At 61.0% G+C, this 14,957-nt stretch carries 12 protein-coding genes and 1 pseudogene; 7 read left to right on the top strand and 6 right to left on the bottom strand.

From position 1 onward, the window contains the following. The first annotated feature begins 130 nt into the window (after positions 1-130). Positions 131-1,213 carry an MBL fold metallo-hydrolase gene (locus ACF0H7_RS21070; protein ID WP_397448798.1) on the top strand — a complete coding sequence of 361 codons (1,083 nt, stop codon included), beginning with the start codon at positions 131-133 and terminating at the stop codon, positions 1,211-1,213. A gap of 129 nt (positions 1,214-1,342) precedes the next feature. On the opposite strand, the gene ACF0H7_RS21065 is transcribed toward ACF0H7_RS21070, so the two are convergent. Both ACF0H7_RS21065 and ACF0H7_RS21060 read right to left on the bottom strand, forming a co-directional pair. Next, positions 1,343-2,878 carry an FAD-dependent oxidoreductase gene (locus tag ACF0H7_RS21065; protein ID WP_397448797.1) on the bottom strand — a complete coding sequence of 512 codons (1,536 nt, stop codon included), beginning with the start codon at positions 2,876-2,878 and terminating at the stop codon, positions 1,343-1,345. Between the two features lie 64 nt (positions 2,879-2,942). Continuing rightward, positions 2,943-3,425, bottom strand: coding sequence for a GFA family protein (locus ACF0H7_RS21060; RefSeq protein ID WP_397448796.1), 483 nt, complete (start codon positions 3,423-3,425; stop codon positions 2,943-2,945). Between the two features lie 81 nt (positions 3,426-3,506). Between ACF0H7_RS21060 and ACF0H7_RS21055 the strand changes: the two are divergent. The 3 genes and pseudogenes from ACF0H7_RS21055 to ACF0H7_RS21045 all read left to right on the top strand — a co-directional run. Continuing rightward, positions 3,507-4,415, top strand: a pseudogene (locus ACF0H7_RS21055) (MCP four helix bundle domain-containing protein); the annotation flags it as partial. Beyond that, positions 4,407-5,270 carry a methyl-accepting chemotaxis protein gene (locus ACF0H7_RS21050; protein WP_397453968.1) on the top strand — a complete coding sequence of 288 codons (864 nt, stop codon included), beginning with the start codon at positions 4,407-4,409 and terminating at the stop codon, positions 5,268-5,270. The pseudogene ACF0H7_RS21055 and the gene ACF0H7_RS21050, both read left to right, overlap by 9 nt. A gap of 210 nt (positions 5,271-5,480) precedes the next feature. Beyond that, positions 5,481-6,722, top strand: a complete 1,242-nt coding sequence (locus tag ACF0H7_RS21045) for an AGE family epimerase/isomerase (protein WP_397448795.1) — start codon at positions 5,481-5,483, stop codon at positions 6,720-6,722. A gap of 70 nt (positions 6,723-6,792) precedes the next feature. Here ACF0H7_RS21045 and ACF0H7_RS21040 read toward each other — a convergent pair whose 3' ends face one another. After that, a complete protein-coding gene (locus ACF0H7_RS21040; RefSeq protein WP_397448794.1) occupies positions 6,793-7,890 on the bottom strand; it encodes an AbrB family transcriptional regulator in 1,098 nt (365 codons plus the stop codon). 126 nt (positions 7,891-8,016) lie between these two features. Between ACF0H7_RS21040 and ACF0H7_RS21035 the strand changes: the two genes are divergently transcribed. Then, positions 8,017-8,919 carry a LysR family transcriptional regulator gene (locus ACF0H7_RS21035; protein WP_397448793.1) on the top strand — a complete coding sequence of 301 codons (903 nt, stop codon included), beginning with the start codon at positions 8,017-8,019 and terminating at the stop codon, positions 8,917-8,919. A 3-nt stretch (positions 8,920-8,922) separates the two neighbouring features. On the opposite strand, the gene ACF0H7_RS21030 is transcribed toward ACF0H7_RS21035, so the two are convergent. The 3 genes from ACF0H7_RS21030 to ACF0H7_RS21020 form a co-directional block, all read right to left on the bottom strand. Further along, the gene (locus ACF0H7_RS21030; RefSeq protein ID WP_397448792.1) at positions 8,923-10,197 is read right to left on the bottom strand and encodes an MFS transporter; all 1,275 of its coding nucleotides are present in this window, start codon (positions 10,195-10,197) and stop codon (positions 8,923-8,925) included. Between the two features lie 49 nt (positions 10,198-10,246). Then, on the bottom strand, positions 10,247-11,401 hold the full coding sequence (locus ACF0H7_RS21025) for an acyl-CoA dehydrogenase family protein (protein ID WP_397448791.1): 1,155 nt from the start codon (positions 11,399-11,401) through the stop codon (positions 10,247-10,249). A gap of 70 nt (positions 11,402-11,471) precedes the next feature. After that, the gene (locus tag ACF0H7_RS21020; RefSeq protein WP_397448790.1) at positions 11,472-12,338 is read right to left on the bottom strand and encodes an IclR family transcriptional regulator; all 867 of its coding nucleotides are present in this window, start codon (positions 12,336-12,338) and stop codon (positions 11,472-11,474) included. A 273-nt stretch (positions 12,339-12,611) separates the two neighbouring features. Between ACF0H7_RS21020 and ACF0H7_RS21015 the strand changes: the two genes are divergently transcribed. Together ACF0H7_RS21015 and ACF0H7_RS21010 are read left to right on the top strand one after the other, a co-directional pair. After that, positions 12,612-13,400 (top strand): enoyl-CoA hydratase, encoded by a 789-nt coding sequence (locus ACF0H7_RS21015; protein WP_397453966.1) that lies wholly within the window; start codon positions 12,612-12,614, stop codon positions 13,398-13,400. A 2-nt stretch (positions 13,401-13,402) separates the two neighbouring features. Further along, the gene (locus ACF0H7_RS21010) at positions 13,403-14,938 is read left to right on the top strand and encodes a 3-hydroxyacyl-CoA dehydrogenase (RefSeq protein ID WP_397448789.1); all 1,536 of its coding nucleotides are present in this window, start codon (positions 13,403-13,405) and stop codon (positions 14,936-14,938) included. Positions 14,939-14,957 lie beyond the last annotated feature (19 nt).

Raw genomic sequence — 14,957 nt, 5'->3', positions numbered from 1 at the left:
ACTTGTGATCCGAGTTGTTGCAAGCTTAAAACTACACTGTGTAGTGTAGTTGCTTTCGCGGTACGTTCTACCTGTCTTCCCAAATCGTCAAGAGGCGGGAATCCGACCTGCTCCCAGGAGCCAGCTGTTCATGACCAAGACCACTCGAAATCCAGACGCCGCCCACCAGATGCCATCCGTGCAGCATGAAGGGCGCTATCGCAATAACGCACCGATCAACCGGATGAGCTTCAAGAAAACCCTAGGGGTTTTCTGGACCGCGATGTTCAATAAACCGTCGCATACCCGACCGGCAGGGGCGATCCCGGTGCAGCCGTTGTCGCGTCAGCAACTGCTGGCGGCACCCAACAACAGCGTGTTTCGGTTAGGCCACTCGACGGTGTTGCTCAAGCTGCGCAACCAGTTCTGGCTGACCGATCCGGTGTTTGCCGAACGCGCCTCGCCGGTGCAGTGGGCCGGTCCGCAACGGTTCCACCAGCCCCCGATCAGCCTTGAAGACTTGCCGCCGATCAAGGCGGTGATCCTCTCGCACAACCATTACGACCACCTCGATCATATGGCGATCAAGGCGCTGGCGCCCAAGGTCGAGCATTTCCTGGCGCCGATTGGTGTGGGCGATACCTTGATCGAGTGGGGCGTGCCGGCAGCCAAAGTGCGGCAACTGGATTGGTGGCAAGACACCGAGATCGATGGCATGCGCTTCGTCGCTACGCCGTCGCAGCATTTTTCGGGGCGTACGCTACGTGACGGCAATCAGACGCTGTGGGCGTCGTGGGTGATCATCGATGACGCGCGGCGGATTTTCTTCAGCGGCGACAGTGGTTACTTCGACGGCTTCAAGCAGATTGGCGAGCAGTACGGGCCGTTCGACGTGACGCTGATGGAAACCGGCGCCTATAACGTCGACTGGCCGGACGTGCACATGCAACCCGAGCAGACCCTGCAAGCCCACATCGACCTGCGCGGGCGCTGGCTGCTGCCGATCCACAACGGTACGTTCGACCTGGCGATGCACGCGTGGCACGAACCGTTTGACCGGATCCTCGCGCTGGCCTGGGAAAAGAACATCAGCATCACCACGCCGCAGATGGGCCAGGCGTTTTACCTGGATTACCCATCGCGCGGCAATGCCTGGTGGCTGGCGGTGGAAGGGGTGGTTGAGAGTGGCATGGCGGAGCGCACCGAGCCGCAGGGGCAGCGTCGGCATAGCTGACTACCGCCTTCGCCAACACGTTGGCGAAGGGGACGACGCGGAGTGCCAGACGGCGCGCCATCGCCGACAAGCCGGACTGCTATGGGCGTTTGCTGCACGGCAGCGCGGCATCCGGACGATGGGGGTCTCCTATTGCTCGCTGTGGATGCGTATCAACTTCAACGCCTCACCCATGGCCAGCGGGCGTTTCATGCGATCGGCGAGCATCGACGTCACGCGCTGGTATTCGCAGGCGACCACTGCCGCGACGATGCCGTTCTGGCACAGCAGGGCGATGAATGCGTACTGCTCCGGCGTGCCTTCAAAGACGATGTCGTCCCACTGTTCGGCATGGCCGAGGTAATCGAAGTTTTTGCCGAAATGGTAGGTCCAGAAGAACGGCACATCGCTGTAGCGCTCCTCGCTGCCGAGCATGTTGTGCGCGGCGATGCGTGCCTGTTGTTGGGCCAGGCGCCAGTGTTCAATGCGTCGCGGCTGGTCATGCAGGGCAAAGGTGGCGATATCGCCCGCCACCCACAGCCCTTCGGCGGCACGCAGGGTGTCATCCACGCGCAACGAGCCGTCGTCTTCGCACTTGATGCCTTCGACCCATTCGGTCGCCGGGTTGACCCCGATACCGATCAACACCAGATCTGCGGGTAACTGCTCGCCATTGTTCAGCGCCACGGCCTGCAGTCGATCCGTGCCTTCGAAGTGAGTCGCTTCGACCTGGGTGCGAAACACGACGCCGTTCTGTTCATGCAACGTACGAATCGCGCGGCCGATGCGCTCACCAAATTGTGCGGCGAAAGGAACCTCATGGCGCGCCAGCACGGTTACGGTCAACCCGCGCTGGCGCAGGGACGACGCTGCTTCCAGTCCGATAAAGCTGTCTCCAATGATCACCGCGTGGCGGGCGGCGGGTGCGGCGTCGATTATCCGTTGCGTATCCTGACGCGAGCGCAGCAGCAACACTTGCGGCAACCCGGCTCCCGGCAGATCCAGGGCCCGAGGTTGGCCGCCAGTGGCGAGCAGCGCGGCGTGATAATTGAAATCGCGCCCGTCCCTCAGGGTCAGGCGCTTGTTGACCACGTCCAGTCGAGTGACTTCGCCGTGAATCCGCTCGATGCGTTGTTCGCGATAAAAGGCGGCATCGAGCAAGGGCGGTGTTTCCTCCACCGTCATCTCTCCGGCGAGGACAAATTTGCTCAGCACCGTGCGGTCATAGCCGGGCTCGGCTTCGCGATCAATCAACAGCAGGCGACCGCCGAAACCGCTGTCGCGCAATGCCGAGGCCGCCGCTGTTCCCGCAGCGCCCGCGCCAATGAGGGCGAAACAACGATCATCCTTATTTGCGGCAGGTTTGACCGGGGGCATGGCCTGGTCATCGACCTGAACCTGATCGCCGACCACCTGCGCCGGATAGCGGGTCAGATTCAGCAGCGCGGGTGGCTCACACAGTTGGCCATTCTCGATGGCAAACGCTGCCTTGTGCCAGGGGCAAATCAGTCGGCCGTTGCAGATGGCGCCCTCGGCCAACGGGGCGCCGGCGTGTGGGCATTCGGCTTGATAGGCGCGCACCTGGTCGCCGCTGCGCAGCAGGAGGATTTTGTTTTTGCCGATCTCGACCTCGATGCCCCGGTCTTCGGCAAGCTCGGCAAAGCGGGCGACGATATGCAGTGGCATGGAGATTCTCCAGACAGTCCGTTCCCTGTTATGAGTCGGGCGGTACGGTGAGGTTCAGCGCATTTCAGCGGGTCAAGCCCAGCCGCGTGTGCCATTCCTCGATCGATTCCTCGGGGTAACCCTCGAACTGTTGGTCGTTGGGTTGCACATCAACTTCTACCCAGGAGGCCTTGGAATCGAGCAGGCAGTGAGTGTGTTCCGGGGCTTTGGGCAGCGGGGTGTCGATGGCCGACGCGAAGGGGTGGATCAGCTCCGGCCATTCCGGGCTGTACAGCCACAAACCACTGCCGCACTTCTTGCAAAAATGCCGTTCGGCGTTGCTCAAGTGCACGTCATGACCTTCGCGCAGGCGTGCGTGGTAAATGGCGATGTGCTTGCGGTCGTTGACCTTGAGGCTGCGCGCATCGCCGCTCAGATTGATCGAATAGCCGCCACCGCCCTGAGTCTTGCGGCAGATCGAGCAGTAGCAGCGTTGATAAGGGTAGGGGTGAGTGCTGTCGAGACTGAACTCGACCACCCCGCAATGGCACGAACCTTCGAGATGCATGGCAGCGTCCTTTTCAGGTCATCAACGTCTAGACAGATAAAGTGTAGATTTTGACCATACGTTCGTCGGCAAAATATCTAAATGACAGGGCGAATGTGCAATTGCCGCTACGCACTGAATATTTGTTTAAAGAAGCCCTGCGCCCAGTCGATAGACTCTTTAGTCATACGACGACCTATCTCCTGTTCGTCCTGCCCTTATAAAAATGAGCCTACGGTCATGAACCTACGCAATTTGACCATCGCCCGTCGTGCGGGCCTCGGTTTTGCTTTGATTTCCCTGCTGGTTGCACTGCTGGGCTGGTTTGCCTTGATTCAGATGTCGACGATTCGCCAAAGCGAAGTCGCGGTCGAGAGCAAATGGATGCCGAGCATGCGTGTGGTCAACGACATCCGTGAGTTGATGCTGCGTATTCGCACCATTTCCCTGCGCATGGCCCTGGACCCGGATCCGGCGCACATCCCGGAATACCGCAGCCAGATGGACGTGCGTAATCAGGACCTGGCGAAAAAACTCGAAACCTTTGCCACCTTCGTCACTTCGCCGGAAGAGCGTCAGATGAACGACGGCTTCAAGCAGTCGCTGGCCGAGTATCAACGGGGTGTGGAGCAGTCCTTCGTGTTGGCGGCGAAGAACGACCAGCCGGCGCTGATCAAATTGTTGCTGGTGGACATGAAGCGCATCGTCGACGGTTCCGGCAAGCAGCTCAGCGACATGAGCGATTTCTATGCGAAAAACGTCGACCAGGAAGGGGTCAACGCCGAAGCGCAATATGGCCACTCACGTAACGTGGTGCTGCTATTTGTGATCGTCGCGGCACTGGGCACCATCGGCCTGGCGCTGTTGTTGACCAAAAGTATTGTCGGCCCTCTGCAAGAAGCGGTGGCGGTCGCTGAATACGTGGCCAAGGGCGACTTGACCCACAGCGTGCGCATCAGCGGCAAGGACGAAGTCACGCGCCTGTTGAATGCCTTGGGCCAGATGCAGGACAACTTGCGCACCACCCTTCGCCAGATCGGCAGCTCGGCCACGCAACTGGCTGCGGCGGCGACGGAACTGAACGCAGTCACTGAAAACAGCAACCGTGGCTTGCAACAGCAGAACGCCGAGATCGAACAGGCGGCCACAGCGGTCAATGAAATGACCTCTGCGGTGGAAGAAGTGGCGCACAACGCGGTATCGACTTCCGAGGCATCGACCCAATCCAATAACTCGGCGATTGCCGGTCAGGCGCGGGTGGTGGAAACCGTGCAGGCCATCGAGTCACTGGCCAGCAACGTGCAGACCACGTCCGAGTTGGTGCAGAACCTGGCGGATCAGTCCCAGGACATCGGCAAGGTACTGGACGTGATTCGTTCGGTGGCCGAGCAGACCAACTTGCTGGCGTTGAACGCCGCCATCGAAGCGGCACGTGCCGGTGAGTCGGGCCGTGGCTTCGCCGTGGTGGCTGACGAGGTACGGGCGCTGGCCCATCGCACCCAGCAGTCGACCCTGGAAATCGACAAGATGGTTTCCGCCATGCGCAGTGGTTCGGTGCAGGCGCTGGAGTCGATGCGGATCAGCAGCGAGCGCGCCAGTTCGACGCTGGTGCTGGCCCAGGGTGCCGGTGCATCGCTGACCGACATTACCGAGTCGATCAATCAGATTTCCCAGCGCAACATGGTCATTGCCAGCGCCGCGGAAGAGCAGGCGGCGGTCGCTCGCGAAGTGGACCGCAACATCGTCAACATTCGTGACCTGTCGATGCAGTCGTCGACGGGCGCGCAGCAGATCAGCGCCTCGAGCAACGAACTGTCGCGCCTGGCGGGGGAGTTGAGTCAAGTGGTGACCCGCTTCCGTGTGTAACGGTTAGCCCAATCCTGTAGGAGTCGGGCTTGCCCGCGATCTGCTTGACGCGGCGTGTCAGACACGCCGCCATCGCGGGCAAGCCCGCTCCTACAGGATTTGTGCCTGACTCAAGGTCGGTGACGTTTGCGTGACATTGCGCCCCTTGCACCTGCCCAACCTCGCACGCATGATCTGGCTTTTGCTCATCGACGGAGGCAAGGGTAACCCATGGACGAGGTGAAACGCGGTTTCAGCAGTTGGTTGCAGGCACCGGGCCATGCAGCCTGGTTGTCGCAGGAAGGTAACCGTCTGCTGGCCTTCGCCAAGGCTTCAAAACACCCGCAAGGTTTTGGCAACCTGGATGATCAAGGTCGCCTTCCCGCCGGTGCCGGTGCCGAAACCATGAACACGGCACGCATGACCCACAGCTTCGCCCTGGCGCATATTCGCGGCATTCCTGGCTGCGCGGCGTTGGTTGATCATGGTGTCGCGGCACTGTTGGGGCCTCTGCGGGATGCCGAGCACGGTGGCTGGTTCGCGGCGCCTTTGACGGCGGGTGCCAATGATGGCAAGGCGGCGTACCTGCATGCCTTCGTCGCGCTGGCGGCCAGTTCGGCAGTGGTGGCCGGGCGGCCGGGTTCCAATGAACTGCTGGCTCAGGCGATTGAGGTCATCGAGTCTCATTTCTGGAGCGCCGCAGAAGGCACCTTGCGTGAGTCGTTCACCCGGGACTGGAGCCAGGAAGAAGCCTATCGCGGCGCCAACAGCAATATGCACGGCACCGAAGCTTTTCTCGCGTTGGCGGATGTGACCGGGGACAGTAAATGGCTGGACCGTGCACTGAGCATCGTCGAGCGAGTCATCCACACCCATGCCGCAGCCAACAATTTTCAGGTGGTCGAGCACTTCAGCCTGCAATGGCAGCCGCTGCCCGAGTACAACCAGGACAACCCTGCCGACGGCTTCCGTCCGTATGGCACCACGCCGGGCCACGCTTTCGAATGGGCGCGGCTGGTGTTGCATCTGGAAGCCGCGCGACAAAAAGCCAAGTTGCCAACGCCGGCATGGTTGCTGGAAGACGCCAAGCGGCTGTTCGACGGCGGCTGCCGTTATGGCTGGAACGTGGATGGCAAGCCGGGGATCGTTTACACCCTGGACTGGGAAAACCGTCCGGTGGTGCGCCATCGTCTGCACTGGACCCATGCCGAAGCCTGCGCGGCGGCGGCATCGTTGCTGCAGCGCACCGGTGACAAGCAGTACGAGGATTGGTATCGCCTGTTCTGGGAGTTCAACGAGACCTACTTCATCGACCGGCTGTATGGCAGTTGGCGTCATGAGATGAATCCGCAGAACGAACCCAGCGCGGATATCTGGCCGGGCAAGCCGGACCTTTACCACGCCTATCAGGCGACGTTGCTGCCGATGTTGGCGCTGGCGCCGAGTTTGGCGACGGGATTGGCGCGGTTGTAGGAGCGGGCTTGCCCGAGAACTGGTTGATGCGGCCTGTCAGACATACCGCCATCGCGGGCAAGCCCGACTCCTATAAGGGATTAATCACCGCCTCAGGTTTTTTCTCGGTCAGGCGAATCACCTGGCGGGCGAGGAAGCCGCCGCTGATGATCACCGCGAACAGGCGCAGGGTCTGCATCGCCAGGACGAAGCCAACGTCGGCATGGGTGTCCATCGCGATGATCGCCATGGAGTCCAGGCCGCCGGGGCTGGTGGCCAGGTAGACCGAAAGAAAATCCTTGCCCATCCACTCCGACAGCAACCAGGCCGACACCGAGCACAGGGCGATCAGCAGTACCGCGCTGCAGATCATCGCCGGCAGACGCCGCCACACGTAGAGCACCGCCGCGCGGTCGAAGCGCAGGCCGATGTAGCAACCCACCATCCCGTAGGCCACCGCCAGCAATGAGCGCGGCAGGTTGATGTGCAGCAGGCCGGTCAATTGCAGGGCGCCGCCGATCAACAGCGGGACCAACAACGCGCCCGCCGGAACTCGCGCACTCACCGCCACGCCGACCACAATCGCGATCACGCTGAACACAATGTCCAGCGGGTTACCGCTTTCGGGCGTTACCGTACTGATCGGCACCAACGCAGCGCTGTCGCCGGCGAACAGGTGACTGACCAGTGCCCCGATCATTACCACGCACACCACCCGCACGTATTGCATGGTCGCGACCACGCGCGGGTCGGCGCCAGACTCTTCCGACATCGCCACCATTGCCGACGCCGCGCCAGGCGAGGTGCCCCAGGCGGCGGTGCTGCCGTCGATGTCGGTGCAGCGCACCAGTACCAGACCCACCACGGCGCTGAGCAGCACCGTGAGCACGGTGGCGACCAGCATCACGTGCCAGCTCTGCGCGACGGTGGTCAACACCGACAGGGTCATGGCGTGGGCCACCAGCATGCCGACGAAGCCCTGGCCAATGCGGAACGCTAATTTGTGGATGCGGATCGAGACACCGGCCACGCCGAAGGCAATCGCCACCAGCATCGGCCCGAGGAACAGGGCAGCGGGAATGCTCCAGTATTTGAGCAGTTGACCGGCGCTGCCGGCGAGGACAGCCAGTAGCAACCATTGAACCAAACGCGGTTGAGTGTGCAGCGAAAAGTCGGAAACGCGCGACAAAACAGTTCTCCAGAGCATCAGCATTCCGCGCAGGCATTGGCCTGCGCAGCCAGTGCAGTATCGACAGCGCAATCGATCAAGTCTATTTTCTAATAGTCATGAATCTATAACTTTGGTTGATCAATCATGGATCTGCGCGATCTCACTTATTTCGACACCATTGCCGAACTCGGGCACCTGGGGCGCGCTGCGGAAAAGCTCAATCGCAGCCAGCCGGCGTTGACCAAAAGCATCCAGCGTCTGGAGGAATCCTTCGGCACCAAACTGTTCCAGCGCGACGGGCGGCGGATCAAACTGACCCCGGTGGGTGAGTTGCTGCAGGCACGGGGCCGGCAGTTGCAACAGAGCATCGCCGAGACGCAGCGCGAGGTGCGGGATTTTGCCAGTGGGGTGGTGGGCAATATTCGTTTGGGCTGTGCCGCGACCATGGCCGAATACCTGTTGCCGGAGCTGACCTCGGCGTTGTTGCAGCGCGCGCCGGAGATCACCCTGAAACTGGTGATCGGCCAGGACGACCTGCTGCGCGAGTCGCTGCGTTCGGGGAAGCTGGACATGATCATTTGCCCGCTGATGACCGGCGACGAGCAACTGATCAGCTACCCGGTGCTGGAAGACGAAGCGGTGGTGGTCGCCAGCCATCATCACCCGATTTTCCAGGCGCCGTTTCAGATGAGCGACTTGTGCAACTACCGCTGGATTCTGCCGGCGATCGGTGTGTCGTCACGGCGCTGGGTGGATGAAGCCTTTCGCGCCAATGAGCTGCCGCTGCCGTCAGTGCAGGTGGAAACCAACTCGATCTCGCTACTGCCGCGACTGATTGCGCAGACCAATCTGCTGAGTTTCCTCGCCCGCGAAACCCTGGAGTTCGGCACCGGCATGAAGCACCTGCGCGAGGTGCCGCTGAAGAAAACCACCATGAAGCGTACCATCGGCGTGACCTTGCGCTGCGGCGGTTATCTTTCGCCGGCGGCGCAGGCCATGGTGCAGATGCTCAGAGACAGTGAAGGTCGTTTTTTTACCGCCAAGTGAGCCTTACTGCTTCTGCGGATCGAACTGCTTGTCCTTGATGAACAACGCCGGAATCACACCGCAGATGAAGTACGCCGCACCCATCACCATGAACCCCAGGCCGATCGAGCCATTGGACGCCAGGTAACCGATGGCGGCCGGGGCGATGGCGGCGCCGATCCGGCCGATATTGTAGGCGCCACCCACCGCAGATCCACGGAACCGGGTTTCAAAGCTCTCGGTCATGTACGTCGCGTTGACGCCGTAGGGAATGCCGTACAGGAAGCCAAAGGTCACCAGCATCCACAGGATATTATCCGGACTCTGGAACAGCACGATCACCGGCAGGAAGATCGCCGTGCCCAGTGCGCCAAAGGCAAACACCATGCGCCGTCCCAAACGGTCGGCGGCAAAACCGGCCAACACTTTGCCGAGAATCATCGCCGCGTAGGTGCCAACCATGTACGAAGTCATCGACTTGAAGTTCATGTGCAGTTCGCCTTCCAGGTACGACGGCATCCAGTTGTTGACGCCGTAATAACCGAATTGCAGGAAGCCGGCGGTCAATGCCCACATGACGAACATGCGGCTGGCCTTGGGGTCGCTGAAGATCAGCTTGAACATGCTTTCGCTTTTGACCGGCACCGCTGTTTTGATGCCACGGGCTTTGGCCTCGGCACGCTCAGCCTTGGCTTTGACCCAGGCCGGCGGTTCCGGTACCAGACGCTGCATCAGCAATGCCATGATCACCGGGACGATGGCAACATAGAACAACCAGCGCCAACCGTAACTCGGCAGAATCCAGCCGGCCAGCAGGGTGGCGACGATGTAGCCCACCGACCAACCGGCCTGCAGCGTACCCAATGCGGTGGTGCGATAGCGGGTCGGCACGTACTCGGCCATCAGGGTATTGCACGCCACGTACAGCGCACCCAACCCCAGCGAGGCGCAGAATCGGGCGCTGGCGAACTCCCAATAGTTATGCGTCAGGCCGAGAATCGCGGTGCCGACGGAGAACACCAGAATGCTCCAGACCACGGTCTTGACCCGACCGAAACGGTCACAGGCCCAGCCGCCGTAAATACCGCCGACTGCCATGCCGGCCAGGGTGAAGCTGCCGAGGCTGCCGGCCTCGACACTGGTCAGGCCGAACTCGGCCTTCAGGCTGCTGAGGCTGTAGGAGAGCAGCATCAAATCGGCGCCGTCGATCAACAGCCCGAGAAAACAAAACGCAAAAACAATGACCCATATATGGGTTTTGGTCGACGCCACTGCGCCGGCCTGAGCAGCCGCTTCCATAGGATTACCTTGTTGTATTTATTGGTATGCAGACAGAGAACAGATCGGACTAGCGTTGCGCCTCGCGAATCATATTGCGGGCGATTACCAGTTGTTGGATCTGTGTGGTGCCTTCGTAGATACGGAACAGGCGCACATCACGGTAGAAACGCTCGATGGCGTATTCACTGACGTAACCGGCGCCGCCGTGGATCTGCACGCAGCGGTCGGCGACCCGGCCGCACATTTCGGTGGCGAACAGCTTGGCGCACGAGGCTTCGGTGCTGACGTTCTGGCCTTCGTCGCGTTTGCGCGCGGCGTCCAGCACCATGCAGCGGGCGGCGTAGATTTCCGCTTTGCTGTCGGCGAGCATGGCCTGGATCAACTGGAATTCGGCAATCGGCTGGCCAAACTGTTTACGCTCGATGGCGTAGTTCAGTGCGTCGGACAACATGCGTTCGGCAGCGCCGACACTGACGGCAGAGATGTGCAGCCGGCCTTTGTCCAGCACCTTCATAGCGGTCTTGAAACCAACGCCTTCGACGCCGCCGATCAACTGGCTGGCGGGCACGCGCACGTTGTCGAAAATCACGTCACTGGTGTGTGCGCCTTGCTGGCCCATCTTGTGATCGCGCTTGCCCAGCGACAGGCCCGGCGTGCCGCGCTCGACGATGAAGGCACTGATACCGCCGGCGCCTTTGATTTCCGGGTTGGTGCGGGCCATTACCGTGTAGATCCCGGCATGCGGTGCGTTGGTGATGAAGCGCTTGGTGCCGTTGATGATGTAGTGATCGCCATCGCGCACGGCGCTGGTTTTCAGCGAGGCCGCATCGGACCCCGAGTCCGGTTCGGTCAGGCAGAAAGCGCTGAGCAGCTCGCCGCTGGCCAGTTTCGGCAGGTAATGGGCTTTCTGTTCCTCGGTGCCGTCGAGCAGGATGCCAATCGAACCGATGCCGTTGTTGGTGCCGATGTAGGAGCGGAAGGCCGGCGAGGTGCGGCCCAGTTCGAAGGCAATATTCACCTCTTCTTCCATGGTCACGCCCAGGCCACCGAACTCTTCGGGGATGGTCAGGCCAAACAGGCCCATTTCCTGAAACTGCTCGACGATGTCGGACGGCACGGCGTCGGTTTCAGCCAATTCGTTTTCGCGCGGGATCAGCGCTTCGGTGACAAACTGGTGGATGGAGTCCAGCAAAATGTTCAGCGTTTCAGCGTCTCGGATCATGTGCGTTCCTCAGAGGCCCGTGTCTCGGGCCGGTCTTGTTTATGTCTGGGAGGCACCGTCACCGGTTTTATCAGCGCGCGGCGGCCTCGATGTTGTTCACCATGTGTTTCAGCCGTGGCCCGATGTCGTCTTCGAGTTTCTCCCGGGAGAGGTGAAAGCTCGGTCCGCCGCAGTTGAACGTCAGTAACCCATGTTGTGCGTGCAGCAGCGGCACGGCGATGGCGTTGACATCGCGGTGCCATTCACCGATCGACATGCAATAGCCGTAATCGGTGTAATCCCTGAACGCGCGCTCCAGCCCCTTACGAATCGCCGGCCAGTCCTGCAAATGGCGTTGGCGAATGTGCTCGAGGATGAACTCGCGCTCGTTTTCCGGCATCGCTGCCAGGCAAGCCCGGCCCACTGAACTCAAGTGCAGCGGCAGATGGGTGCCCACCTGACGCCGCATAGTCATGTTCGCTTCGCCGTGCACCACGTCCAGGTAGACCATGTCCAGGCGATCCCGGGCCGCCATCGCCACCGCTGCCTGAGCGTGCTTGGCCATGGCCTCCATCAACGGATGCGCCACCGCCCGCACCGACAAATTGGAAACCATCGCGTAGCCGAGGGCCATGACCCCGACATTCAGCTGGTACCGCCCTGACTGCGGCTCGTGCTTGAGGTAGCCGAGACGGGTCAAGGTGTGGGTCAGCCGCGTGACCGTGGGTTTTGGCAGCCCGGTTTTACGCGCCAGATCCTGATTGCCCAGCACGCTTTCACCCGGGGTGAAGCAGCGCAGCAATTCCAGACCGCGTGCCAACGCGGTGACGAACTGGCGATCTTTGTCCTCCTCCTGAACGGCCCCCATCGGGTCGAGCAAACTGTTTTCGAAAGCCGCCGAGACGGTACTGTCGGTCGGGGTATTGGCTGCATCCCCGTCGGTGATTCGATGGCGCATGTTAGTGCCTCTTTTTTCTAAAAATCAATAAAACAAAATTGTATTCCGCACAGCGAAACTAAGCAAACTCAAAAATATAATATTTAGGTGGTAGAAAATTTAATTAAAACAGCGGTATATCGACGAATAGCGCAGGCTGAGAGGCAAAGGCGTTTACAGCAAAGGGTAGCCTGCTTATGATTATCGTTAATTACGGAATTAAATTTCGCACAGCGAAACTAACAAGAATCCACGAATCATCGTGCGCAAGGAGTTGATGTGAGCAGCCAACCCATCCCTACTGACAGCCCTGCCACCGTCGTTGAATTGGACGTGCAGGACAATGGCGTCGCGGTGGTCCGCATTCGCCGGCCGGAAGTTAAAAACGCGCTGAATACCCAGGTCCGCGAGCAACTGGCCGAGCACTTTCGCGGGTTGTCCCGCCGCAGCGATGTGCGTGCCATCGTGCTGACCGGCGGCGAGCAGTTCTTCGTCGCCGGTGCCGACATCAAGGAATTCGCCAGCGCCAGTCCCATTGACATGTACCGCCGTCACACCGAGTACCTGTGGGAGGCCATCAGCCGCTGCCCGAAACCGGTGATCGCAGCGGTTAACGGTTTTGCCTTGGGTGGCGGCTGCGAGTTGGCGATGCATTGCGACATGATCGTCGCCGGCGAGTCGGCGCGCTTTGGCCAGCCGGAGGTCAAGCTCGGGCTGATGCCCGGCGCTGGAGGTACACAGCGACTGATCCGTGCGGTGGGCAAGTTCCAGGCGATGCGCATCGCGCTGACTGGCTGCATGGTCAAGGCTTCCGAAGCGCTGGCGATTGGCATGATCAGTGAAATGGTGCCTGACGATCAGACCATCCCTCGCGCCCTTGAGCTGGCGGCACACATTGCCGCGCTGCCACCGCTGGCAGTGGAGCAGATCAAGGAAGTGATGCTGGCCGGTGCCGACTTGCCGCTGGAAAGCGCGCTGGTGCTGGAACGCAAAGCCTTTCAACTGCTGTTTGATTCTGCAGATCAGAAGGAGGGCGCAGCGGCGTTCTTCGAAAAACGCGCACCGCAGTATCGGGGGGAATAAGCATGGCTGACTCGATCAACATCATGGGCCTGGTCGGTACCGGGGTGATGGGCGCCGGCATTGCGCAGATCGCCGCGCAGGCCGGGGTTCAGGTGCGGCTATTCGATGCCCGCGACGGCGCGGCGCAGGTGGCACGGGACAACCTTGGCCGAACCTTCGCCACCCTCGTCGGCAAGGGCAAGATCAGCCAGCAGGCGATGGATGACGCATTGCACAACCTGCAAGTGATCAGCGCCGTCGAAGAACTGGCGGGCTGCGATCTGGTGGTGGAGGCGATCGTCGAGAACCTTGAGGTCAAGCGCAGCCTGATCGCACAACTGGAAGCCGTGGTTTCAACGGCGTGCATTCTGGCGAGCAACACCTCATCGCTGTCGGTGACCGCAATTGCGGCTGGCAGCCAACGGCCACAGCGGATCGCCGGTTTTCACTTCTTCAATCCGGTGCCGCTGATGCGCATCGTCGAAGTGATCGAAGGTTTGGCCACTGAGGCTTCGGTCGGCGATCGCTTGCTGGCCTTTGCCCAACGCATCGGCCATCGCGGCGTGCGAGCCAAGGATACACCGGGCTTTATCGTCAACCATGCCGGCCGCGCCTATGGCACCGAAGCGCTGAAGATGCTCGACGAGGGCGTGTCGAGCAAAGGCGAGATCGACCGCATCCTGCGCGACGGCGCCGGTTTCCGCATGGGGCCGCTGGAATTGATGGATCTGACCGGATTGGACGTTTCCCATCCAGTGATGGAGTCGATTTTTACTCAGTATTACAACGAACCGCGCTACAAACCGTCGCCGCTGACCCGGCGGATGCTGGTGGGCGGGCATTTGGGGCGCAAGGTCAATCAGGGTTTCTATCGTTACGAGAATGGCCAGCGGGTGGATACGCCCGAGCCGCAAGCTGTGCCGTCAGGGGTGCAATTGCCGCCGGTGTGGATCGCGGCGGAAAATGCCGACGATCATCAGCGTCTGAGCGAGCTGCTGATCGCACTCGGCGCGGATCTTGAACACGGCGAGCAACCGTCCGCCGCAGCCCTGTGTTTACTGGCGCCTTATGGCCGAGACGCGACCTCGGCGGCGCTGCACTTTGGCACCGATCCGCAGCGCACCGTCTGTATTGATCTGCTGACCGACCTCGCGCGCCAGCGCACATTAATGCTGACCCCGGCCACCGACACCACCCTGCGCGATGCGGCCCACGCCTTGTTCGCGCGGGATGGCGTGGGCGTCTCGGTGATTAACGACAGCGTCGGTTTTGTCGCGCAACGGACCCTGGCGATGGTGGTCAACCTGGGCTGCGACATTGCTCAGCAACGAATCGCCAGCGTCGACGATATCGACCAGGCCGTGCACTTGGGCCTAGGCTACCCCCATGGGCCGCTGACCTGGGGTGACCAACTGGGCGCGCAGCGGATTCTGTTGATTCTGCAACGTATGTCCGAACTGACCGCCGACCCGCGTTATCGTCCCAGCCCGTGGTTGCGTCGGCGTGCGGCGCTGGGCTTGTCGTTGTGTCATCAAGAGCCGGCTGTCACGGCTGTCTGAACCGAAAAGGTATAAGAAC

The sequence above is a fragment of the Pseudomonas sp. NA-150 genome, assembly GCF_044336365.1.
Taxonomy (GTDB): Bacteria; Pseudomonadota; Gammaproteobacteria; order Pseudomonadales; family Pseudomonadaceae; genus Aquipseudomonas.
The sequence above is the reverse complement of the archived record's forward strand: the minus strand, read 5'-3'. Positions and strand labels throughout refer to the sequence as shown.